Source organism: Paenibacillus peoriae KCTC 3763, from assembly GCF_000236805.1.
In the GTDB taxonomy this organism is placed as follows: Bacteria; Bacillota; Bacilli; order Paenibacillales; family Paenibacillaceae; genus Paenibacillus; species Paenibacillus peoriae.
On the sequence record NZ_AGFX01000038.1, the window covers coordinates 73,147 to 97,259 of the forward strand.

The 24,113-nt window shown below is 49.9% G+C and carries 21 protein-coding genes and 1 pseudogene; 8 read left to right on the forward strand and 14 right to left on the reverse strand.

Annotation, left to right across the window (positions count from 1 at the left end; all coding sequences use genetic code 11):
* Positions 1-284: 284 nt before the first annotated feature.
* A complete protein-coding gene (locus KQI_RS29545) occupies positions 285-419 on the forward strand; it encodes a hypothetical protein (protein WP_277813529.1) in 135 nt (44 codons plus the stop codon).
* Between the two features lie 124 nt (positions 420-543).
* Here KQI_RS29545 and KQI_RS0119480 read toward each other — a convergent pair whose 3' ends face one another.
* The 5 genes from KQI_RS0119480 to KQI_RS0119500 form a co-directional block, all read right to left on the reverse strand.
* Positions 544-1,962, reverse strand: a complete 1,419-nt coding sequence (locus KQI_RS0119480) for a sucrose-specific PTS transporter subunit IIBC (protein WP_010348559.1) — start codon at positions 1,960-1,962, stop codon at positions 544-546.
* A 65-nt stretch (positions 1,963-2,027) separates the two neighbouring features.
* Positions 2,028-3,506, reverse strand: a complete 1,479-nt coding sequence (locus tag KQI_RS0119485; RefSeq protein ID WP_010348560.1) for a glycoside hydrolase family 32 protein — start codon at positions 3,504-3,506, stop codon at positions 2,028-2,030.
* A 180-nt stretch (positions 3,507-3,686) separates the two neighbouring features.
* Positions 3,687-4,709, reverse strand: coding sequence for a LacI family DNA-binding transcriptional regulator (locus KQI_RS0119490; protein WP_010348561.1), 1,023 nt, complete (start codon positions 4,707-4,709; stop codon positions 3,687-3,689).
* A gap of 171 nt (positions 4,710-4,880) precedes the next feature.
* Positions 4,881-5,723 (reverse strand): aldo/keto reductase, encoded by an 843-nt coding sequence (locus KQI_RS0119495; RefSeq protein ID WP_010348562.1) that lies wholly within the window; start codon positions 5,721-5,723, stop codon positions 4,881-4,883.
* Positions 5,724-5,754: 31 nt separating this feature from the next.
* Positions 5,755-6,951, reverse strand: coding sequence for an MFS transporter (locus KQI_RS0119500; RefSeq protein WP_010348563.1), 1,197 nt, complete (start codon positions 6,949-6,951; stop codon positions 5,755-5,757).
* Between the two features lie 189 nt (positions 6,952-7,140).
* On the opposite strand from KQI_RS0119500, the gene KQI_RS0119505 reads away from it, so the two are divergent.
* Positions 7,141-7,506, forward strand: coding sequence for a winged helix-turn-helix transcriptional regulator (locus tag KQI_RS0119505; protein ID WP_010348564.1), 366 nt, complete (start codon positions 7,141-7,143; stop codon positions 7,504-7,506).
* Positions 7,507-7,626: 120 nt separating this feature from the next.
* A pseudogene (locus KQI_RS27160) lies at positions 7,627-8,463 on the forward strand (carbonic anhydrase).
* A gap of 69 nt (positions 8,464-8,532) precedes the next feature.
* Here the strand turns inward: KQI_RS27160 and KQI_RS0119515 are convergent.
* Positions 8,533-9,819 (reverse strand): Gfo/Idh/MocA family protein, encoded by a 1,287-nt coding sequence (locus KQI_RS0119515; protein ID WP_010348566.1) that lies wholly within the window; start codon positions 9,817-9,819, stop codon positions 8,533-8,535.
* Between the two features lie 137 nt (positions 9,820-9,956).
* Between KQI_RS0119515 and KQI_RS0119520 the strand changes: the two genes are divergently transcribed.
* From KQI_RS0119520 to KQI_RS0119530, 3 genes are all read left to right on the forward strand, one after another.
* Positions 9,957-10,793: a helix-turn-helix transcriptional regulator gene (locus KQI_RS0119520; RefSeq protein WP_010348567.1), complete on the forward strand. Its 837-nt coding sequence runs from the start codon at positions 9,957-9,959 to the stop codon at positions 10,791-10,793.
* 97 nt (positions 10,794-10,890) lie between these two features.
* Positions 10,891-12,783, forward strand: coding sequence for a squalene--hopene cyclase (shc, locus tag KQI_RS0119525; RefSeq protein WP_010348568.1), 1,893 nt, complete (start codon positions 10,891-10,893; stop codon positions 12,781-12,783).
* Between the two features lie 116 nt (positions 12,784-12,899).
* Positions 12,900-13,616: a cupin domain-containing protein gene (locus tag KQI_RS0119530; RefSeq protein ID WP_039774605.1), complete on the forward strand. Its 717-nt coding sequence runs from the start codon at positions 12,900-12,902 to the stop codon at positions 13,614-13,616.
* Positions 13,617-13,684: 68 nt separating this feature from the next.
* On the opposite strand, the gene KQI_RS0119535 is transcribed toward KQI_RS0119530, so the two are convergent.
* From KQI_RS0119535 to KQI_RS28595, 4 genes are all read right to left on the reverse strand, one after another.
* Positions 13,685-14,917, reverse strand: coding sequence for an ABC transporter substrate-binding protein (locus KQI_RS0119535; RefSeq protein ID WP_010348570.1), 1,233 nt, complete (start codon positions 14,915-14,917; stop codon positions 13,685-13,687).
* A 240-nt stretch (positions 14,918-15,157) separates the two neighbouring features.
* Complete coding sequence (ppdK, locus tag KQI_RS0119540; RefSeq protein ID WP_010348571.1) at positions 15,158-17,830, reverse strand: pyruvate, phosphate dikinase; 2,673 nt, start codon at positions 17,828-17,830, stop codon at positions 15,158-15,160.
* A gap of 293 nt (positions 17,831-18,123) precedes the next feature.
* Entirely contained in the window at positions 18,124-18,681 is a 558-nt protein-coding gene (locus KQI_RS0119545; protein WP_010348572.1) for a GNAT family N-acetyltransferase, read from the reverse strand.
* Positions 18,682-18,856: 175 nt separating this feature from the next.
* Positions 18,857-18,991 (reverse strand): iron chelate uptake ABC transporter family permease subunit, encoded by a 135-nt coding sequence (locus tag KQI_RS28595; protein WP_326117555.1) that lies wholly within the window; start codon positions 18,989-18,991, stop codon positions 18,857-18,859.
* 162 nt (positions 18,992-19,153) lie between these two features.
* Here KQI_RS28595 and KQI_RS0119550 point away from each other — a divergent pair, with 162 nt between their 5' ends.
* Positions 19,154-19,978 (forward strand): S16 family serine protease, encoded by an 825-nt coding sequence (locus KQI_RS0119550; RefSeq protein ID WP_010348573.1) that lies wholly within the window; start codon positions 19,154-19,156, stop codon positions 19,976-19,978.
* Positions 19,979-19,991: 13 nt separating this feature from the next.
* On the forward strand, positions 19,992-20,606 hold the full coding sequence (locus KQI_RS0119555; protein ID WP_010348574.1) for a hypothetical protein: 615 nt from the start codon (positions 19,992-19,994) through the stop codon (positions 20,604-20,606).
* 70 nt (positions 20,607-20,676) lie between these two features.
* Here the strand turns inward: KQI_RS0119555 and KQI_RS0119560 are convergent, their stop codons facing one another.
* The 4 genes from KQI_RS0119560 to KQI_RS0119575 form a co-directional block, all read right to left on the reverse strand.
* A complete protein-coding gene (locus tag KQI_RS0119560) occupies positions 20,677-21,132 on the reverse strand; it encodes a hypothetical protein (protein WP_010348575.1) in 456 nt (151 codons plus the stop codon).
* Positions 21,133-21,179: 47 nt separating this feature from the next.
* A complete protein-coding gene (locus KQI_RS0119565) occupies positions 21,180-22,160 on the reverse strand; it encodes an ABC transporter ATP-binding protein (RefSeq protein WP_010348576.1) in 981 nt (326 codons plus the stop codon).
* Positions 22,157-23,191: an ABC transporter ATP-binding protein gene (locus KQI_RS0119570; protein WP_010348577.1), complete on the reverse strand. Its 1,035-nt coding sequence runs from the start codon at positions 23,189-23,191 to the stop codon at positions 22,157-22,159. The genes KQI_RS0119565 and KQI_RS0119570 overlap by 4 nt, the downstream gene beginning before the upstream one ends.
* A gap of 73 nt (positions 23,192-23,264) precedes the next feature.
* The gene (locus tag KQI_RS0119575) at positions 23,265-24,110 is read right to left on the reverse strand and encodes an ABC transporter permease (RefSeq protein WP_010348578.1); all 846 of its coding nucleotides are present in this window, start codon (positions 24,108-24,110) and stop codon (positions 23,265-23,267) included.
* Between the last annotated feature and the right edge of the window lie 3 nt (positions 24,111-24,113).

The window sequence follows — 24,113 nt, forward strand, 5'->3', positions numbered from 1 at the left end:
AAAATTCTCCACTTTTAAGAAAAATCTGTCCCACGGCTTAAAATCATTTTGGGTAGTTTAGCCTTATTCTTTTCGGAGATACAGTAAAAAATCTAAAATGGAGCATGAATTGTAGAGCATTGTTACGAATCCATCTAGAAAAAAGATAAGCATGTACCATAATCATCATTGAAATTATTTATATAAATTAATATATATATATTATCTGTAGCAGAAGATCGAACAAGAGGAATGGCTAGGCTCAGGATCACGAATGTATTCTGAAATCTAAGGAGGGTTTTCAAATGAAAAAAAGAAACGTTTTTCTTTCTCTCTTATCAGCTTGCGTTGTTAACTCTCTTTTTGTAGCGGTAACTTGCGCTGAGGACAGTAGTAATATGAACATGAAAGAAGTCCCTAATAATCGAATGCGTAAATGATAAAGTCTATGAAAAACGGCCGCCCCGCTTGGATACCTTCTCTCCAAGACAGAACGACCGTCAAAGTTCACTTATATACGTGTGCTTATTTCTACCACCTGGCCGGTGTTAATGGGAGGTGATGTTAATTGGAAGAACCCGCTGTTTTGACTTCCTCTAGCATTTTATCGTTGTAGCCGAACATCCAGGTCAGAACAAACGCTACAGCCATAGCAGCCAAGTTGGCCAAAATGTAAAGCGGCAGCTGATGGTTCATGTAAAGCAGCGTGCCCGGAATGACCGTAATGGCCATGCCTGTAGCCGCCAGATGGAAGATCGAAGCGATAAAGCCGCCAACTGCCCCACCAATCAGACCCATAACAAAAGGCTTCATATATCTCAGGTTGACACCGAAAATAGCCGGCTCGGTAATCCCAAGAAAAGCAGACAGCGAGGAAGGGAGTGCTAGCGCTTTCAGCTTGGCATTCTTCGTTTTCAGTCCAACCGCCAGACAAGCGGCACCTTGAGCAGCCATGGCACAGGTAATGATTGCGTTGAATGCGTTCACGCCAGTCTTTTCAAGTAGCTGAATTTCCAGAAAATTGAATATATGATGCACACCCGTAACGACGATAATTTGATGCAAGAAACCGATGATAATCCCTGCGATACCAAAAGGCAGATCAAGTACAAATGTCGTTCCGTGCAGCACCCATTCTTCGAAGGAATGGAAAACCGGACCGATGGCAAACAGCCCGAGTGTAATCATGATTAACAATGTCAAAAACGGCGTAAGGATCAGATCCAGCGCTTCTGGAACCCGTTTGCGCAGCGCCCGCTCCAGCTTGGCTCCGATCAAGCCCACAAAGAAGGCTGGCAATACCGAGCCCTGATAACCCACCACAGGAATGAATCCGAGCATCGTCAAGGGATGGGCCGAGCCGTCCGCCACACTATAAGCGTTAGGCAGAGCTGGGTTCACCAGCATCAGACCAAGCACAATACCCAATACCGGGCTGCCGCCGAACACTCTAAAGGCTGACCAGGCGACCAGCGCAGGCAGAAAGGCAAAAGCGGTATCCGTTAACACCTGTGTAAACAATAGAAAATTAGGTGAAATGTCCTTTGCCGTCATGCCCAGCAGAGCGAGAATTTGCGGCTGTGTGAGCAAGCCGCGCAGACCCATGAACAACCCTGTAGCGACCAGCACAGGAATGATCGGCACAAAGACGTCACCGAAGGTACGTATCGAGCGCTGGAATGCGTTTCCTTCCTTTTTCGCCTGACTTTTCACCTCTTCTTTCGAAGATCCGGTCACACCAAGCTTTTCAACCTCTTCAAAAATCCGATTTACGGTCCCTGTACCAAAAATAATCTGATATTGACCTGAATTAAAGAAAGCACCCTTGACCTTGTCGATCTCCTCAACCTTTTTCTGGTCGATCTTCTCCTTGTTATGCACCATAATCCGCAGACGTGTCGCACAGTGGGCAAAGGATGCAATATTTTCCTTCCCACCAATCGCTTCAATCACTTCTTTGGCAATTTCCCGGTTTTCTGCCATGATGTTCATCCTTTCGTTCATTCCGTTATGTTATTGATGATTAACGATCCACTTGGTGAATTAGCCTACTCTGTAAAATCCCATTTTACCGCTTGGAAGAGAGCCTCTCCCTTGTCAGCAAAAAAGTGTATTTCGTCACTCTCTGGGTGCGGAAAAATACGACTGGTGAACACATCTTCCCCATCATTGACGAAAATCTCAACCGAAGACGTATCTACAAACAAATGAAGCTTAATATGGTCTTCATTCCATGCACACTGCCTTACCTCACCATACGAAACCGCCACAGGCTCACCCGATTGTGAACGGTCCAGTACTAGCTTGCGGCTAACAGCATCATATTTAATCACCGTTCTCTCAGTTGCACTCGCGCGGAATTCAATACCAAACGCCTTGGCACTCAAAAGATCAACCTCACAAATCAGCTCATAGGCCGTACCCTTGAAGCCCTCATAGGTTTTCCTCTCTGACGATAACGTGTCAGCCACCCGATCCTCACGCTTTCTGCGCAGCGCAGTCAGCTCAGGGATAGGCCGCTGCAAGAGTTTACCCTCATGAAGGATAAGCTCCCTAGGCAGCGTCAGGCAATGCGCCCAACCGTTCGGGTCTGTCGGAGAGTCAATATCCGGCAATCCCATCCATGCCACCATAATACGCCGCCCCTGCGGATCAACCATGGTTTGCGGAGCATAAAATTCAAAGCCTCGATCCAGCTCGCAGAACGCCCCATGCTCCAATGTCCTTGTCTCGGTATTCAGCGGCTTGCCGATGATGTACCCCGATTGATAAATATTGTGGTATTCATCCCCTGAAGGCTCTAGGCCTTGAGGAGAAAAGACCAATACCCCCGAGCCGTCCAGTTCAAAATAGTCCGGGCATTCCCACATGTAGCCAAACGACTCAAGGCCTGTGCGTATTTCCCCCTCAAACTGCCACGAATGAAGGTCAGTTGATCGATAAAGGACGACGCAGCCTGTTGCATTCGTTCTTTGGGCACCAATCACACAATAAAAGCTGTCGCCGTCCTTCCACAGCTTGGGATCACGAAAGTGGTCTGTATACCCTTCCGGGACACTCGAAATGACAGGATGTTCCCATTTTGTAATGAGACCGCTCTCATCCATAACGGCCATACATTGATAAGGATGTCTGATCCAGTTTTCGTCCCGTGTATTTCCCGTATACAGCATATACAGCTTGCCCTCATGCTCCAGCGCGCTGCCCGAATAAGCTCCATGTGAATCAAAGGTATCTCCCGGGGTAATACCGATGCCCGCACTGTCCCATGTGACCAAATCTTTGGACTTCAAGTGATACCAGTATTTCATCCCATGATCGGTTCCCAAGGGGAACCACTGATAGAACAAATGGTATTCACCCTGGTAATATGAAAAGCCATTGGGGTCATTGAGCAAGCCTATTGGTGGCTGAATATGAAATGTCTGCCTCCAATGGCATTTCTTGACTTTTTCCACCAGGCTGGCTATTTCACCTGGCTCTGCCTGTTCAATAAGCCGATACTTCTGTTCATTTGTCATTTTCATAGATGTACCTCATTCTTATTAAAACTCTCGTAACAGGAACCGGTTCCAACACATTGAAAAAAATATACCGGAACCGGTTCCGATCTGATTAAAAAAATATTTTATCCATGGATTTGCAACCGATTCCATTTGTGCCCGAGTGTTATGGAACCGGTTTCGAAGAAATTATAATCCACTTATTCAACGTTTGTCAACGCTTTCTCTTTGGATAAGAGAATAATTCATGACTGTCACTTGCTCTACCGGTTTATGCTCTACCAGCCGCATGATATTTTGTGCCGCTACACGTCCAGCCTCCATATACGGGTATTGAACAGTTGTCAGCGCAGGGTGAATGACCTCCGTAATATCGTATCCCCCGAAGCCGGTCACCGATAATTCTGACGGGATGGCAATTCCTCTGGAATAAGCCGCATTGATCACGCCAAGCGCAATATTATCCGTAGCACACACCATTAACGACGGCTTGAACTGATCCAAGATGGCAGACGCAGCAATCCGTGCATCGGCCATTTTAAATCCGGTTTCATAGTATCTGATATCATAGCCAGCAGCCCGCAGCGCATCGTCCGTATGTGACCCTGCAGGCAATGCATCCCGAACAGCCTGCCTAAAGCCCTCTTTGCGCTGTACGCCGACAGCAACGTCCTTCTCCGTAACACCGACGTAGGCAATCTCACGGTGTCCCTGCGAGAGAACATAAGCGCCGATATCATATCCTGCATGGTAGTCATCATGGATCAGGCTATGAATCTGCTCATGCTGCTGGCCCACCAGCAACACCGGAATACGAATGTCACGAATCGCGGTCAGATGGTCATCCGTAATTTGAGCAGCCAGCAAAATGATGCCGGAAATCTTTTGCCGCCCCAGCTCATAGAGGGCTTCGATTTCTCGCTTTACATCCTGGCTCGTATTGGAGATCAGCATCTGATAATGCCGGGAGCGCAGCTCCTCATCAATCCCCATCAGCGTATGAGATGTCGCAAACGAATCCAGGCGTGGCACAACGGTTCCGATAATGTTGGTCCGTTTCGCCTTTAGGCTCTGGGCAAAGGTATTGGGCACATAACCCGTGGCCTTGACCACCTTTTCAATTTTACGTCTCGTATCCACACTTACAGCCCCGCCGTTCAAATAACGGGATACCGTGCTCTTGGCCACACCGGCCATGTGGGCTATATCTGCAATTGTCTTATTCATGAGGCCCTCCGGAGGGTTTTCATTTTCACAAGCTTCCAAACCGTCTCTTTTTCCATAACTCTATCATAGCATATGGCGGGGGTGGAATGCTGTGACTCCATACTCATCATGGACAAAAACGCCGTTCCTTTCAACGAAGAAAGAAACGGCGTGCCTTATCATAAGCAGAATTTAAAAGTCGAAGTTATCCGGATCAGGACCCACTCGAAGATTGGCATTTAACGCCTGAATTCGCTCCATATCCTCGCGCGTCAATTCAAAATCAAAGATGTCGGCATTTTCGATAATCCGATGTGCCTTGGTAGACTTGGGAATGGTGACAACTCCCTGCTGTACATCCCAGCGTAAAATTACTTGAGCCACCGATTTACCATACTTGCTCGCTATGTCTTGCAGCACCGGATGATCAAGCAATTGGCCCTGCATAAGCGGGGACCAGGCTTCCAATTGAATGCTATGCTTTTGACAGAATTGCAGCAGCTCTACTTGTGTTAATTGCGGGTGGAATTCCACCTGATTGACCATGGGCTTAATCTCAGCATCCTTCATAAGGTCTTCCAAATGATGAATCTGGAAGTTGCTGACTCCGATCGCCTTGATCCGTCCTTCTTTATACAAGGACTCTAAAGCTCTCCAGGCTTCCTTATACTTCCCTTGGACAGGCCAATGAATCAGATACAGATCCAGATAAACCAGACCCAGCTTATCCAAGCTGGCTTCAAAGGCTGCCCGTGTCTCGTCATATCCCAGGTCGGCATTCCACACTTTGGACGTGACAAACAGCTCTTCTCTGGACAGGTTATTCTCCTGAAGGGCTTCCTGAATAGCCTGTCCAACACTTTTTTCATTCGCATAGATTGCAGCTGTATCTATACTGCGGTAGCCATAATTTACAGCAGCTTTTATAGCATCGACCAGTTCCAAGCCTTCCTCTACTTTAAAGACCCCGATGCCAAACCAAGGCATACGAACTCCGTTGTGCAAGGTTGTTGTGCTTTGCAAGTTTTGCGTCATTCTATATCTCCCTCTCCAATTTTTATAAGTTTTAGCCTATCAAGGCAGTTGTATCCCCTTTTTCGAGTATACGACTCCAGCCTGTGAGCAGAACTGCCACAAAAACCATAATGGCACCGATCCAGGTCGTATGAATGAGACCCAACGAGTCAGTCACAAGCCCGCCGACATAAGCTCCAATCGCAATCCCTGCATTAAAGGCAGCAATATTGACGGCAGAGGCAACATCCACAGCCTTGGGGGCAAAACGTTCCGCTAACATCACTACATATATTTGTAAACCAGGCACGTTCATAAATGCAAGCAACCCCATAAAAAAGATTGTAATCAGCCCCGCCGTTTTAAAAGATACGGTAAACAGCAGAAGGAACAGGACAACAGCCTGAATCAGGAACATGTAAAATAAAGCTGAAAGCGGCTTGCGGTTTGCAGCTTTTCCGCCGATAACATTCCCGATGGCAATCGCAATGCCGTACAGCAAAAGAATGAACGTTACGATATTGGGCTTAAATCCGGTTATGTCGTGAAGTAATGGAGATAAATAAGTAAACACGACAAACGTGCCTCCATAACCCAGGGCTGTAATGATAAATGCGAGTAACAAGCGACCGTTGGTAACCAGTTTGGCCTGCTCGCGGAGAGGAGTCTTGTTCCCTTTGCGCAGCGTAGACGGCAGCAGCAGCAGATTGGCGATAAGTGCCACGATACCGACGACTACAATCGCCATGAAGGCGGCCCGCCAGCCCCATTGCTGCCCAACATAGGTGCCGAGAGGCACACCCGTGACCGTGGCTACAGTCAGCCCGGAAAACATGATGGAAATAGCACTGGCCCGCCGATCATCCGGCACAAGGTCGGCTGCGATGGTGGAGCCGATGGACATGAACACTCCGTGAGAAAATGCCGAGATGACGCGTGCGATCAGCAGCAACACAATTCCGCTGGAGAGCGCGGCAAAGCTGTTGCCTATTATAAATACAATCATGATCCACAGCAGCAGCGTTTTACGGGGAACACTTGATGTTAGTGAGGTCAGGACAGGCGCCCCAATTGTTACCCCTAGTGCGTACAGCGTTACCGTTAGCGCGGACATGGTTACGGATATGTGCAAGTCCTGTGCGATCAGGGGAAGCAGCCCTACGCTGATGAACTCGGTTGTTCCTATGGCAAAGGCACTTATGGCTAAAGCCAGCAGCGGCCAAATACTTCGTTGTTGATCTGACGACATGTTTTTCACCCCTATATATAGAAATCTTCGACCAGCAGATGTTATTATGAATTATTCAAGCAAGTATGAACAGTACGTACTTTTTAGTAATATAGGTACCAAAAAGTACCCTTCATCCAAAACCATTAAGATCAAAACAGACAGTTAAGATATGTATAACACGAAGTGAAGCACATGGAGGGATCGGCATTGGAACAGAAAAAATACAACATCTCTGTTGAGGCGACGCTAGAGGTAATCGGGGGAAAATGGAAGTGTGTGATTCTGTGCCATTTGACACATGGAAAGATGCGGACAAGTGAATTAAAGCGGCTAATGCCTTCCATTACACAAAAAATGCTGACTCAGCAGCTTCGGGAGCTGGAGCAGGACGGCATTGTTAACCGAATCAGCTACAATCAGGTTCCTCCCAAAGTGGAGTACGAGCTTAGCGAATATGGATGTAGTCTGAAAAGCATTTTGGATGACCTTTGTGCCTGGGGAGAAAGGCATATTATTAAAGAGTACGGGGATAAATCGACTGTTTTGGAAGATAATATCCTGAACAAGCTGTAAAGCAAAAAGAGTGCTTCTTTTCCTTCTTCCTAAGCCCTTGGACCCTTGCAGGAACTTTGTGAAATAATTTACAATGTAAAAAAGTTTTACATTTTCTATCTGGAAGAAGGTTAAAAAGCCATGAAAAAAAACTGGAAAGTTTGCCTATCCAGCGTGTTTTCCATTTTCTTGGTCGTATGGATAACAGGATGTACTCCTCAGTCCGCGACTTCTAGCACCACCAACACCTCAGCCCCAGCAGCTAACAATGTACATACGGTTGTTTAGAAAAGCCCGCACTGGTCCTATGAAGGAGATGAAGGACCCGAGCATTGGGGAGAGCTGGAAAAGGATTTTGCCGCTTGTGGTAACGGCCGCGAACAATCTCCTGTCAACATAGAACATACTCGTATAGAAGCTTCGCAGACGCAGCAACCGATACAGGTTCACTACACCAATACGAAAGTATCCGTTCTGAATAATGGACACACCGTTCAAATCAATGCAGCCAGCCCCAGCAATTATATTGTACTGGACGGTACTAAGTTCACTTTAAAACAGTTTCATTTTCATCATCCCAGTGAACACCAAATAGATGGTAAAAATGCCGATATGGAGCTTCATTTTGTTCATCAGAGCGACAATGGCAGCACAGCTGTCTTAGGCGTACTCATTCAAGATGGCAAGGAAAATAAAGCTTTTAGCCGTATTTGGCCCAAACTTCCAATAGATGTTTCCAAGGAAGCGGCTCTGGAGGAGGAAATAAATCTCGCTGCTCTTCTGCCAAAGGATCTGCACTCGGTACGCTACAACGGCTCTCTGACCACCCCTCCATGCACAGAGCATGTGAACTGGATCGTGCTGGAGCAGCCTATTGAAATGTCGGCGGACCAAATTAATCAGTTCGCTACCCTTTTTCCCGATAATCATCGTCCTGTACAAGAATTGGGAGCGCGTAAACTGACTGCCGATAAATAATGCAACCAAGAAGCCTCCTCTATTCATCTGGTTAGAGGGGGCTTCTTGGTATAAAAGTCACTGGCCTCGCTACAAACGCACCAGTTCCTCCACCTTCACCGGTAGACCTGTACGCATAGAGCGGTTGGCTGCGATGCCTGTCAAGATGGACCATGCACCGTCGATATGTGAAGCTGCACGATGAAACCGATCCTCTGCCGGCTTATCGAAAATATCGCGCAGCATGACCGGATCTCCTCCACCATGTCCCCCCACGCCTTCCTCTACTTCGACCTCATAAGGTGCTGCAAAGTGAGGATAAACCGTGATGGTCTTCTCTTTTAACGCCCCCTCATCTGCCTTGCTACCACCGGAATTAACGTAGGACTGCTCGGATACCCGAACCTCCATCCGTCCCTTGGTGCCGTTAAATACGATGATAAAGCCCTCCCAAGGCATGTAAGCATTCAGCGAGTAGTTCATCACTGCCTTGTTCTTGTACTTCACCATGACACTGAGTGTATCCTCAATGCTGATATTGTCGCCAAATACACTTTGATCGCGTATATAGCCATCCTCATGCTCAGCATCCAGATACATGCTTTTCAGATGCTCGTTACGGTCCAGATGCAGCGCAAAAGGATCATTTTCCGCCGCCTTGCTGCCGTAAGCCCGTTGGTAGAACTCCGTCACGCCGCGCTGCTCGGCATTTTCCCGGCCGTAAAATTTCAGATCGCCCATCGCATATACGGTCTCTGGCTTCGAGCCGAGCCAGAAGTTCATCAGGTCAAAATGATGCGTCGATTTATGCACCAGCAGACCGCCGCTATTGCGCTTATCCCGGTGCCAGCGACGAAAATAATCGGCACCATGCTGTGTGTTCAGCAGCCATTCGAAATTGACCGACAAGACATCACCAAGCGTCCCGTCCATAATAATCTCGCGGATTTTCGTATTATGCGGCGCATAGCGGTAGTTAAAGGTGACACGTAGCTTGCGTCCGGTGCGGTCTATGGCGTCCAAAATATCCTGGCATTTGTCCTCGTCCACCGTCATCGGCTTCTCGGAAATGACATCACAGCCCAGTTCCATCGCCCGGATAATATACCGATGATGTACCCGGTCAACAGTCGTGACGATCACGATATCCGGCTTCGTTTCCGCGATCATCCGGTCAAATTCGTGGGCTTTATAGGTCGGAATCGGTTCATGCTCGTATTTCTCCTGCAACAGTCGGTTGGCATAATCCATTCTCGTCTGATTGACATCACAGAACGCGATCAGCTCCGAGGTATCCTTGAAAACGGTAACAACTTCACCGTAAAAAAATTCGGCTCTGCCTCCGGTGCCCACAAGTGCATATTTGATTTTAGCCAATTGGTTCACACCCTTTACTTGAATTGCTTTTATTTTATAGTATAAAAAAGAGCAAAATCTTCGCTTTTATTGTGAATTTTATCGTAAAGTATACATATATTATCCTCATGCATTCTTTCATAAAGGAGAGCGTTGATATGATTGCCACACCCCGTTTTGCCATCGAGCAAGCGCTACGGACGGTGCCGTTCAGCATGTCTGCCGACCATGTCCACCAAGCGCATGAAATCTACTATCTGCTGGCAGGAGAACGCTACTACTACATTAATCAGCGGGTATACGCACTACAGAAGGGCGATTTGATCTGGATCAGCAAACACGATTTTCACCGTACGAGTAACAAGGGGAGCGGCAGCCATGAGCGAATTTTGATCAATTTCGATGAATCGTTTGTAGCCACGCCTATGCCTGTCGCTCCGTCCAGCGAACATAACCCGCTTCTTCTGCCTGAGAAAAGCTTCCTGCTGCGACCTTGCGCAGAGGAACAACGCGAGTTGGAGCACCTGTTCCAGCAAATGCTGGATGAATACCATCAAGAGCACGCATACCGCCAAATGTATCTCCAAAGCTTGCTGTTCCAGCTGCTTATCCGAATAAGACGCATACAATCCGCCTTTCCCGATACCATTGCACCGGAACGCAGCGAGAAGCAGCAGCGAGTATATTCGATCATTGAATACCTGCATGCACACTATGCGGAGAAGCTATCACTGGAGCAGCTGGCAGGGCATTTTTATATTAGCAGCACGTATTTGTGCCGTATTTTCAAGCAAACCACAGGCTTTACCTTAATAGAGTATCTTCAGGATGTCCGGGTACAGCAGGCACGGGCGTATCTGAGAGAAACGAACTGGAAAGTGACTGCCATTGCTGAAAAAACGGGCTTTGACAGCATCGCTCACTTTGGCCGTGTATTCAAGCAATACACCGCACATACCCCGTTGCAGTATCGAAAAAAACACAAAAAGGAGTAGGAGCTTTCTCGGCATATTTTTTTACAAACACGAAAATCGGTTTCCCGGGTCTCATATAATGGGGATAGGGATGACGATAACAAGGAGGGAGCAGGGAATGGGCCAAAACATTACCGGAATCCGCGAGGAGATCCGCCGGCTGGGCGGCGAGCTCATCCAAAGACAGCAGCCGGACGGCACCTGGCATTTTTGTTTCGAAAACGGGACGATGCTCGACGCATACACGATCATTCTTTTTCGCACGTTAAACGCGGAGAAGGAGGACCTGATCCGGGAGCTGCATGACCGCATCCTTGCCGCGCAGCAACCTGAAGGCTGCTGGAGGTGGTATAAGGACGAGGAAGAAGGCAATCTTTCCGCGACGGTCGAAGCGTATTATGCGTTGTTGTACTCCGGGTACAGTCAGCCAAAGGACGAATCGGTTCAGCGGGCGAAGCGCTACATTCTGGACCGGGGCGGGATCGGAAAAGCGGCGAGCCTGCTGACCAAAACGCTGCTGGCGGCGACCGGGCAAAGGAAATGGCCCGCCTCGCTTTCGCTCATTCCGATTGAAATGCTGCTGCTGCCTTCCTCTTTACCGCTCAGTTTTTTTGATTTTTCCGCCTATTCCCGCGTCCATTTGGTCCCGCTGCTCATTATGGCCGATCGGGATTTTTCCATTAAAACCACCCATACTCCCGATTTAAGCGAGCTTTATACCAACCGAGGCCAAGCCGAAGAGCCGCTTTCCCGGGAAAACCGCAAGCTGCTGAAGCACATCCAGTCCGCACTCGGCCATCTGGTCGGCACACCGCAGCGAATCCATCAAGCAGCAGTAAAAAAGGCGGAGCAATATATGCTGGAACGGATTGAGGGAGACGGAACCTTGTACACGTACGCCAGCAGCACCGTGCTGATGGTGCTCGCGCTGCTGGCCCTTGGATACGAGCCGCAGCATCCGGTGATCACGCACGCGGTTGACGGCTTGTTCGCCATGCGTTGCAAGACTGACGGATACACCACCATCCAAAACTCCCCCTCCACCGTCTGGGATACCGCCCTACTGGCCTATGCGCTGCAGGAAGCCGGAGTGAGCGCCAGGCATCCCGCGATGCAGAAAGCTGCCGCCTATTTACGCTCCAAGCAGCATCGCAAAGCCGGAGATTGGCGGATTCACAATCCCGGCACCACCCCCGGCGGCTGGGGGTTTTCCGACACCAATACGATCATCCCCGACGTTGACGACTCTACGGCCGCTCTTCGCGCCATCCACAGCCTGTCCGAACGCGATCCCGCTTATCTCGAATCCTGGAACCGCGGCCTAAACTGGGTGATATCGATGCAAAACGACGACGGCGGCTGGCCGGCCTTTGAAAAAAACACCGACAAGGAAATGCTCACCTGGCTGGCAATCGAAGAGGCCAAAGCGGCGGCCACCGATCCGTCGGAAGCGGATCTTACCGGTCGAGCGCTGGAGTACCTTGGGAATTTCGCCAAGCTCGACGTCCAGCACGGCTTTATCCAACGCGGGGCCGACTGGCTGACCAGCCATCAGCAGTCGGATGGTTCATGGTACGGCCACTGGGGGATATGCTACATTTACGGAACTTGGGCGGCGCTAACGGGCCTGAAGGCCGTGGGGCTTCCTTCCGATCATGCCGCTGTAACCAAAGGGACGGATTGGCTGCTTGCCATCCAAAACGTGGACGGTGGCTGGGGGGAATCGTGCCGCAGCGATCAGGCGGAGCGTTATGTACCGCTTTACGCCAGCACGCCTTCGCAAACGGCCTGGGCGCTCGACGCGCTGATCGCGGTGCACGACCGGCCTACGCCCGAGATCGAGCGAGGTACTGCCAGATTGATCGAGCTGCTGCGCGAAGACGGCTGGGCAAGCGCGTATCCGACCGGTGCCGGTTTACCGGTATATTTTTACGTCCGCTATCACAGCTACCGGTACATCTGGCCACTTCTGGCGCTGGGCCATTATGTCAAGAAATACGGGGGAGGGTAACTTTTGAAAAAAACGCCTCGGCGGCCAGTTTTCTTCCCGACATATTCCCCTGTCGCAAACATATATATTCAGTAGAAGTTGAGGTGCCAAAGCGAATGGAAAGGCAGGGGACAACCGTGGCGGATTCTTATATGGATTTCACTTCACCCTCCGCGCAATTTACATACGACTTGAGAAACAACCCGGCATTCATAAAAGATGAACGCAATTACTTTAACTTATTGTCCATCAAACAGCTAAATACGTTAGGGAACATGTCGATGCTGGATACTTACCTGGACAAGGGCAACGCCATCGAACCGCATTACCACCAAAACGCTTCGGAACTCGTTTATTGCATCTCGGGCGAAATCATCGTTTCCATCATTAATCCGTTCACTAAGGAACTTCGGCATTATGCTATCCGGCCCGGTCAGACGGCCAACGTGCCGCAAGCTTGGTGGCATTATGACACCGCCGCCGTCGACGGGACGCATTTTTTGGCGATTTTCGACGCACCGATCCCCGAGATCATTCCCGTTTCCGACATGCTGCGGTTAACGCCGGCCGAAGTATTCGCGCATGTCTATTGCCTTGATGAAGCCAAAGTAAAAGAGGCTTTTGCCCCGCTGAATCAATCCGTGATCATCGGGCCACCAAAAGGCTGTCAAAAGGCAACTCAGAGCGCTCACTATCAGCCGCAGCAGCCTTATCCTGCCTCATGCACCCATCCCCCCTACCAGGGATATGGTCTTCGCCCGTACCAGCAAAGCGACGGCAATCCGCAGCGGCCGCAGGTCATCGGAAATGGCTGGGAGCATTTGCCCACAAGCTGGGGGCCATTGAATAGATAGCCCCACAGCGCTTGATGCTCGGTCTGCATCTGGCCACCCTCCTCCCCGGTCACGGCTGTATCCCGTGCTTACTTGACCGCCTTGGATATGATCTGATTCAGCTTCTCAATCGTGGCGTCGGCATCCTGCTTCCCTAGGAGCATCAGATCCATCGCTTCTGTGATATCCGAGTTTAATCCCGGCACCTGAGCATCACAGGCCAGTGCAGAGCCATGTCCATGTCCTCTGTCGCGTCCTTCGGTCAAATAGCTGGAATGCTCAACCAGCCGGGCCTCCTGCCCCTTCACAGAAACATAAAATGCCGCCAGCTTCATGGCCTCTTGCAGATGCAGACTGTTTTTGTTCACGGCTACATAGGCAACCGGTATGGCGACAAATTCATTTTTGCCAGTGTTCGAGGGCCAATAAATATAGTCAAAGTCAAGGCTTTTATTTTGACTAAACAAGGGCTCAAGCCATCTTCCCGCCGCCAGCATGCCGACCTGATTGGACATGAACATCGCATCTGCCCCCTGCCCCTTGGGAAGCGAACCGAGGTATATCGCATTTCCCCTGTTCACCATATCGTACATGAAGCGGAAGGCTTCCTTGCCCTTTTCATTATGATCCAGTACGTATTTACCTTGTTCATCAAAAATCCGGCCGCCATTCGACCACACCCATGAATACCAGTGAGCCCACCAGTTTTCGGCCATATAGCCTTGCTTTCCGGCAGCCTTCAGCTTCGATGTAACTTCCTCAAAGGCATCCCAGTTCCACTTGCCTTCGTGATCATATTCCTGCGGTGTCTTCACACCTGCTTCTTTAAAGACCTTTTTGTTGTAATACATCACCATCAGATTCGAGTCAGGAGTGACCCCATAGATTTCCCCATCACGCTTCGCCGGGCCCCACAATCCTTCTGGAAAATCCTCGGCCTTCACATCACTCGCATCACTTTTTAGAAATTCACCCAAAGGCTGTATCTGCTTCGCCTCAATCAAACGTGCAATCGTCGGTTCATACGAATAAAAGACATCCGGTTCGCGACTTCCCTGAAGCTGTGTCAGCAGCTTTTGCTCATATTGGTCTCCCGGCACAGGCACCAGCTTAACCTCAATATTCGGGTTTTCCTTTTCAAATGCATCCAATGCCCGCTGGTACACCTTCACCTCCGTAGGATTCCCCCAGACCTGCATGGTCAGCCGCACTTTTTTACCTTCTGTGCTCTCCAGCTTGGGAGAGGTACTGCATGCCGCTGCCAGTAAAAACAGAACGCTGAGAAAAAAGCCAAGCTTGATCCAACTCATGTAATCGTCCATCTCTACCGCCTCCTGTAGCCTCACATAGTTGTATGTCATGCCGTTTTAAAACGCTTACAAAACCTTTCACTATCATTATATGTAGAAGGAAGAGACGCGATATCCTCAGTATCATTTATGTATAAATTTTTTTCTTTCCTACGGGATTTGTGTGTAAAATATAATGCATAACGAACAAGGCAGCCTTGGGATCAAGGCTGCCTTGTTCATTTTACACAATATACTATTGAAATGCATCAGCTACAAAGCGGACAACGCTCCCTCAGGCTGCTCTGCTCGGACAAGCAAGGCTGCTTGGGCGGCAGCGATGCGGGCAAATGGCACCCGGTATGGGGAGCAGCTGACATAGTCCAGTCCGCTGCGGTGACAAAAGAGAATAGACTCACTATCCCCGCCATGCTCACCACAGATACCTGTCTCCAGAAAAGGCTTCTTGGCTCTGCCTTTGACAACAGCCCATTCGATCAACTTGCCCACGCCATCCTGATCCAGCACCTGAAAGGGATTGGTTTCCAGAATATTCTTCTCCATATAGGAGCCGAGAAATTTCCCTTCGGCATCATCACGACTGTAACCAAAGGTCATTTGTGTCAGGTCATTGGTTCCAAAGGAGAAAAAGTCGGCGTACTGGGCCACGCTATCTGCCAGCAAGGCGGCTCTTGGCACCTCAATCATGGTGCCCACCCGATACCTGAACCCTTTGAACTCCTCACTAAGCACCTGAGCGGCTACCTTATCAACCAGTTGCCTCATTTGCTTGAGTTCATTGGAGTGGCCGACCAGCGGAATCATAATCCCCGGTCTTACATCCACGCCCTTGCGCAGTGCCGCTTCCGCGGCCTTAAAGATCGCTTCAATCTGCATGTCGTATATCTCTGGAAACAGAATGCCCAGCCGAACACCGCGCAGACCCAGCATAGGGTTAATTTCCCGCAGCTCGTGTACCTTGGAGATGGTGTTTTTAAGACGTTGAAGCTCCTCCGCATGGCCGCCGGAAAGCTCAAGCTCCCGCTGTCGCTCCTGAAGCTGTTCCAGATTCGGCAGGAACTCATGTAACGGTGGGTCCAGCAGGCGAATCGTCATCGGCAACCCGTCCATTGCACTGAACATAGCCTCAAAATCAAATTGTTGCATTTGGAGCAAACGATTCAAATGAAGAATCCGCTCCTCCTGATCATCCGCCAAAATCATCGCCTGAACGATAGGCAGACGATTGCCGGAGAAAAACATATGCTCCGTCCGACAAAGCCCGATGCCTTCGGCTCCAAATTCCCGCGCTTTAACTGCGTCATGTGGCGTATCGGCATTGGTGTAGACCTTCAACGTCCGAATTCCATCCGCAATTTCCAGCAGCTTCAGCAGCTCCGGTGTAATGACCGGCTCGCTCAGCGACAGACTGCCTTCGTACACCTGCCCGGAGGTCGAATCGATCGAAATATTTTCTCCCTCCTGAAAGGTACGGTTACCGATACTAACGCTCCGACTGTCCAGATCAATGCTCAGCGCATCACAGCCACAAATGCAGGGTTTACCCATCCCCCTTGCAACCACGGCAGCATGGCTGGTCATCCCTCCTCGACTCGTCAGCACACCTTCAGCGGCAATGATTCCATGAACATCGTCAGGTGAGGTTTCCACACTGACCAGGATGACTTTCTGCCCATCCTTCGTCCAGTTCTCTGCCGTATCTGCGTCGAAGACAATACGTCCACTCGCTGCGCCGGGTGAGGCAGGCAGACCTTGAGCAATCGCCACCAACGGTGTGGAAGTATCAATGGAGCGATGCAGCAGTTGATCCATGTGGGACGGCTCAATCCGCTGGATCGCCTCCTCTTGGCTGATAATTTCTTCCTCCACCAGATCTACAGCTATTTTTACAGCCGCCTGCGCCGTTCTTTTGCCGCTGCGCGTCTGTAGCAGATACAAATTGCCTTTTTCAATCGTAAACTCGATATCCTGCATATCCCGGTAATGATGTTCCAGCAAGGAAGCCAGCTCTTCCAGACGATCATAGACTAGCGGCTGCTCCTCCAGAAGCTGAGCAATAGGATTGGGTGTTCGCACTCCGGCAACAACATCCTCGCCCTGGGCATTCACCATATACTCACCGTACAATTCCTTAGCACCTGTGGAGGGATTGCGGGTGAACAGTACCCCGGTTCCACTGTCGTTGCCGAGATTGCCAAACACCATGGCCTGAATGTTCACTGCTGTCCCTTGTTCATCCGGGATGCCGTAAGCCTTCCGGTACACCTTGGCACGCATATTGTTCCAACTGCGGAACACAGCTTCCACCGCCAGTTGCAACTGCTGATATACATCCTGTGGAAACAGCTGGCCGCTGCGCTCTACGACAAGGTCTTTGTAATTCGCGATCAATTCCTTCCATTCTCCTGCGCTAACCTCCTGGTCACTGGCACGCCCGTTGGTTTGCTTGTTCTGCTCCTGCAGCTGTTCAAAATGGATGGCGTCTATACCTAGCACGACCTCACCAAACATTTGAATAAATCTGCGGTAGCAGTCATAGGCAAAGGTTTCATTTCCCGTCTGTTTCGCCAGTCCACGCACGGTTTCATCATTCAGGCCCAGATTCAGAATCGTATCCATCATACCGGGCATCGAGGTTACCGAGCCTGAACGAACAGATACCAGCAAAGGCCGCCCCGCATCTCCGAACATAGCCGACTGGGCTTCCTCAACGTCGTGCAGGGCAATTACGATTTCGCCCAATAAGCCCTCCGGGAGCCTGCCGCCGGAAGTAAAGTAAGCTCGGCACGCCTCGGTAGTCACCGTAAAGCCGGGAGGGATCGGAAGACCCAGTGTCGTCATTTCCGCGAGATTGGCGCCTTTCCCTCCTAGTAGCGCTTTCATCCCCAATTTGCCTTCGTTAAATGAATACACTCTTTTCAACATTGAATTCATTCCCTCCACTTATCGAGATACATGCCTGAATTGATCAATATGTCTATCTATGTTGTAACACATATCAGGAGGTTATTTCAACATATATGACGTAATATATACTCATAACATTCATTTATGATGTTTTAATGGATGAGCAAACTTATTTATAAAACACTTTAATTCGTGGTTATCCGTATATTCAAATAGATTAAGCTGGTCCTGAAAAAGCAAAAGAGGCCGCTCCACCGTCATCTTTGATGACTTCCGGGACAGCCCCTGTACTCAGTTCAAGCTTTATTTTCCTATATCTCTGTTAGCATCTTTTCAAAAACATTAAAGCCGTCCGTTTCACCTCTATACGTGTAGCCGCATTGCTGGTAAAACTGGCTGAGCTTGTCATTCCCCGCAATACAATCTAGCCGGATTCGATCCTTGCCAGTGAAACGAATGCCTTGTTCGATCCATTGCATCAATTCATGGCCTAGTCCCTTTCCGGCTCTATCCCGATCCACAACCAAACGATGCAAATATACTGAGGTTCCCCCTTCGGCATCAGCATCGTCTAACCCCCACAACTTACGGTCCCAGGCACTGGGCTGCTGCTGCAAGATCACAGCGCCTGCCAATGCATGATCCTCTGATGTCCGGAAAATAATCACTTCTCCCCGCGCAATAGCACCGCCCAGGTTGTGATCATCTTTTCCTTTGAGTAGGTTGCCCCATTGTGTGGAGCCTTTGCTGTGCAGCCATCTGGCCGTCTTTAAAATCAACTCCTGAACCTCTTCCTGATCTTCAGCGACTGCCTGAAAAGCTGCTAATCCTGGTTTGACGGATGATTCAACAATAGTCAATGTTGTCATGCTGCACCTCAACTCTCTTTCATGATCTATGAAAACTATAGCATAAAAAAGGAGAGCATGATTTTTGATTTAGCAATCGAGCCTTTTCCATTCCCTCCACACCATAAAGGTCAAAAAGGGTACGCCAATACAGGCCAGCACAGGAGTTACGGGAAGCCCAACCGGCTCGTTGATTTTAGCAGAAACATAGCCCTACCATTGCCCCAGGCATAGGTCCAGTTAGAGTTGGTGATGCAAACAGATTAGCCGTTCGTAATTGTAAAAGAGTTCCTGCAACGGCCAGACATCCTCCAAGCAACAAAATATCCAATGCAAGTGGCCATCAGTTTTAAAATATCCCCTTTCCTGATTTACCATAAAATATGAATATTACTGTACTTTTATCGGTCATTTATGGTGAAAAATGTAACCTTTCTGTCGATTTCAACCGATGATATACCGTATGAGAAAAGATGGAAAGGTTGTGAATGGGATGCCAAGCCGTAATCTGTATCTCTTCAAAAGGATATTTAGCATACACAAAGAACATATACTCATCTTCGCCCTATTGCTAATCCCGGCTATCGCTGCTTTTGTTGCAACACGGCCTATGCCTGCACAGTATATTTTGCAGGGAGAGATGCATCCGGTCAAAGATCTTGGCGTTCAGGGAAGCGTGTTTTTTGCGTCTGTTCAATCGGGGATTACTAACAATCTCCTGGAGCGTTGGAATGTATATTCCAGTGAAAATGTATCAGGGGGAGAGATTAAATTTGAACCCCTTGCCCCTGATGAAGTGGACTCTTATTGGAAGGACCTCACAGAGACGGACACACTAAAATATTCAGCGATGCAAGCCGTACATGCAGCGACGGAATTAAGTGTAGACAGCGAAACAGGTGAGGCTACGGAAACTTTCTCGAATCTAAGCGAATTGGAGGATGCTCGCTATGCGGAGCTATTGACTCATTTGCAGGATCTTGCGGGAAATTCCCTGGGCTTGATGACAGGCATCGGACTGTATGAGGAAGCCAATAACATCGACTTTTCAGATGGGGGACGTCACAAAATTGCAGGCACTGGCACGATGGAAGAGTACGGAGATGTCGGGTCCGTCGGCGGGCTGGAGCAAAAGCTGCTGGGAGCCGAGGCTGCGAAGGTTGATCTTTTTTTCGTACCGGCAGATTATGAATGGCTCGGTGAGGAAGGCAATGAAGCAGAAGCTGCCCGGGTTCAAAAGGAGCATGGACTCAAGCTGCGCATTATTCCCGTAGAAACATTGGAGGATGCTATCGTGTATTTGAAGCAACTAGACTAGGAGGAAGTACATCTTGAATGATTCAGATTCCAAAGCATTCCCATCGAAGACTGTTGGCAGTGTACATCAAGCCTTATTAGCAGTGGGGGCTATATGCGAATTGCTCATCTTAATTTTTACGTTAGTATATATTTACGCAAATGATTTTTATTACGAGCATCTATACGAGCTGGAGCAAAAATTCACTGTTTTTGGCTTCGTTCTGTACTACCTGTGTTTTGTAACCTATCTGATCTGGCTAGTTCAAGTACATAAAGCCATCCGACAAAAGCATTCCGATTATCCGATTCGCACCTTTGGAGCCATTGCTCGCATGATTCCTTTTGTTAACTTGTGGGGATTCTCCAACACATTTACCCATATTTACAGGTACTTTGCGCTACACCCCGAATTGGAACGCAAAGCGCGTTATATTCAAAAGATGATTGTTCCGCTATATTTTGTCTGGTTTGGTGAAGGGATTATTAACCGGATTCTTATCCGACACTTTTCCGATATGGAATCGATGTCCATGTTGTTGGGAGCTATTATGCAAACCACCAGAATGACCGTCTTTTACTGCATGACACGGATCATTCACAATAGTCTGGTCGTGTTGTATGAAAAGGATAAAGAAGAATTGCATTAGAAAACGAGCTGGCCTCATCGGTCAGCTCGTTTTCACTTCTGGCAAAGTGGATTTACTCAAAACCCACGATTTAGTTCGTCTGTGCGGCAGGTACAATCCGGTACAATCCCACTACACTGTCAGTCGCGAGCCGCACTTCCTGGATGCCCCAACCAAACGACAGCACACGCTCCAGCCGGTCATACTCGGCTTGCGTCAGTTCGGATGTAACGGCTTCGCTTCCTTCCTCCAGGGACAGCTCTGGCTCCCGCCCGAACGCAGCAGCAATCCATGAACGGATGCCTCGTATCGTGTTGTACTTAATCTGATATCCGTCCATTACCGCGCTGACAAACACCTCCGGCTCTTTGGAGGCCAGCCCGGTGGCAAGCTCCGCATAATCAAAATCGGATGGTCCGTCCGTTGGCAGCTCGTTTTGCTGCACCCGGCGGATTAACTCCTCATTGGACCAGCCTAATGAGCGTAATGATTCCAGCAAGAGCGCATCCCATTGGGAAATACGTACTCTTTTCGTTGAATTAGCCATTGTTCTTGCCTCCTTTTATGGTCAGTGCATCGCACACCAACCTTAACCTAACGGTTAACCGGATACGCTACATAATGACCGGGACTGATCTCGCGTAGCTCGGTTGCACCGTTGCTATCCTTGTCCCATAACAATGAGCCAGCTGATTGAGTGAAGCCTCCCCACACACCCTCCCGCTCTCCGGCTGCTCTCGGGTCAGGCACGGGGATAGATGACAGCAGCGCTTGCGTATAGGGGTGAGCGGGCTGCTCATACAGCTCATCCGCATCAGCTACTTCTACCAGTCGTCCACGGTACATCACACCGATTCGGTCTGAAATATGCCGCACCATCGATAAATCATGGGCAATGAACAGATACGTCAGCCCGAACTCCTGCTGGAGATCCTCCAGCGTGTTAATAACCTGCGCCTGGATGGACACATCCAGCGCTGAAATCGGCTCGTCACAGACGATGAACTCAGGATTCACGGAGAGCGCGCGAGCAATGGAAATCCGCTGACGCTGCCCGCCGCTGAACTCGTGCGAGTAGCGGTACAAATGCTCCCGCTTCAGCCCTACCTTTTCCAATAAAGCCACAACTGCGTCTTTACGCTCGCTTCCTTGATGCAATCTATGGATGTCCATCGGCTCGCCAATCAGTTCAAGCACATTCATACCGGGATTAAGCGAGGAATACGGGTCCTGAAAAATACTCTGAATACGCCGACGCAGCGGCTTGAGCTGCTTATCGTTCAATCTGGAAATATCCTGACCATCAAAGCGTACCGTACCTTCCGTATAATCATACAACCGTGTCAGGCAGCGTCCAACCGTCGATTTACCACTGCCCGACTCGCCTACCAATCCGAACGTCTCGCCACGCTTGATTTGAAAGCTCACCCCGTCAACCGCCTTAAGCACCTCGGAGTTGCGCCCCAGCAAATCCTTGGCAATCACAAAATGCTTCTTAAGCTGGTGTACCTCCACCAAGGGCTGGCGCTCACCCACCACATGCTTTGCTTCACTCAATGATTCACTCACCGTCATCCCCTCCCTTCCGCTTCCGTGCTGCCCGTGTCCGGCGTCTCACAGACTCCGGCAGGCATAGCATCCGGCTCGTTCAGCCAGCAGGCCGCTCGCTGATCCGGGCGCAGTTCTATCATCGGCGGCCGCTCCGCACAACGGGCAAACGCGTGCGGGCACCGCTCCATGAACGGACAGCCCGTTGGCGGGTTCAACAGGTCCGGCGGCGTGCCCTCAATCGGCACCAGCCGCTCGCGGAAGCCGTTCGTGCGCTGGGGCACAGAACGCAGCAGGCCCTGCGTATACGGGTGGGCCGGACGATAGAAGATATCGTCCACGCGTCCCTCCTCCATCACCATGCCGCCGTACATCACGATGACACGGCTGCACACCTGGGCGACGACGCCCAGATCATGGGTGATCAGGGCGATCGCCATGTCGGATTGCTGCTTCAATGTCTTGAGCAGCTCCAGAATTTGCGCCTGGATCGTGACGTCCAGCGCCGTGGTCGGCTCGTCAGCAATCAGCAGCTCCGGGCTGCACGAGAGCGCCATCGCGATCATCACCCGCTGACGCATCCCTCCGCTGAATTGATGCGGGTATTGATTCATCCGCCGCTCAGGCTCGGTAATCCCCACCTGTCGCAGCAGTTCCACTGCGGCTTTCGCGGCCGCTTCCTTGCTCAGACCGCGGTGTCTGCGAATCACCTCGATCAGGTGATAGCCGACCTTCTTCACCGGGTTTAGCGAGGTCATCGGGTCCTGAAACACCATTGCGATTTGGTTTCCGCGTATTTTGCGCCATTGCTTTTCCGTCAGAGCGGTCAAGCTTTCTCCCCGGTAACGGATATCACCATTCAGCCGCTTGCCCGGCGGAGCAATCATCGACATGATGGCTTTCGCTGTGACGCTTTTGCCGCTACCGGATTCTCCTACGATTCCTACTGTTTCTCCGGCATCAATATGAAAGCTGACTCCTCGAACGGCCTGATTCTCCCCCTCACGAGTGAAAAACGAGACCTCCAGCTGTTCGACGGACAGCAGATGTTCTGTCATTGTGTTGTCGCTCCTTCCTGTCGCTCCTGGAGCCATTTGTAATGGGCCTGTTATGAATATATGAAACAATGAATCATCGTTTCACTAACCTGGGTTCAAAGCCGACACGCAGCACATCCCCCAATACATTAAAGCTCAGCACGGTCAGCAAAATAAATAAGCCCGGAAATAACGCCATATAGGGTGCCTGTGCAATATATCCTTGGGCATTATTCAGCATACTGCCCCACGTAGCGTTCGGTAGCTGAACACCAAAGCCGAGGAAGCTCAGTGATGATTCCATCATAATCGCTGAAGCAATATTGTTCGTCGCCCCTACGATAATCACTGGAATCAGGTTGGGAACGATGTGCTTGAGAATAATGCCAAACGTACTTTGTCCCGAAGCTTTGGCATATAGCACATACTCCCGTTCCCGCAGCGTCATCGTCTCTGCCCGTACCACCCGGGCGATATTCATCCACATGAGCAGGGCGATAATGACAATGATATTGCCAACGCCCGGCTTCAAAAACACACTAAGCAGCAATATAACCAGAAAAGACGGAATCGACATGAGCAGCTCCAAAATCCGCATGAGCAGATTGTCAATCCACCCGCCAAAATAGCCGCTCACCACACCTACTGCTGCGCCGATGCTGGTCGCAATAATCATGGACGCGAAGCCCACCAGCAAAGATACACGACCGCCATACAGCGCTCTTGTAAAATAGTCGCGCCCGTAATCGTCCGTTCCAAACCAGTGTGCCGCTCCCGGCGGCTGAAGACGCTCCAGTACGTTCAATTTATTCGGGTCCTGTGGCGATAGAAACGCGAAAATCGCACCCAACGAGAATACGATCAATATAATGAGGGCGACGGCGCCCATTTTGCTCGTTAGCAGCTCGATCCCGATGTTGCGCCATTTGCTCCGATTCATGAG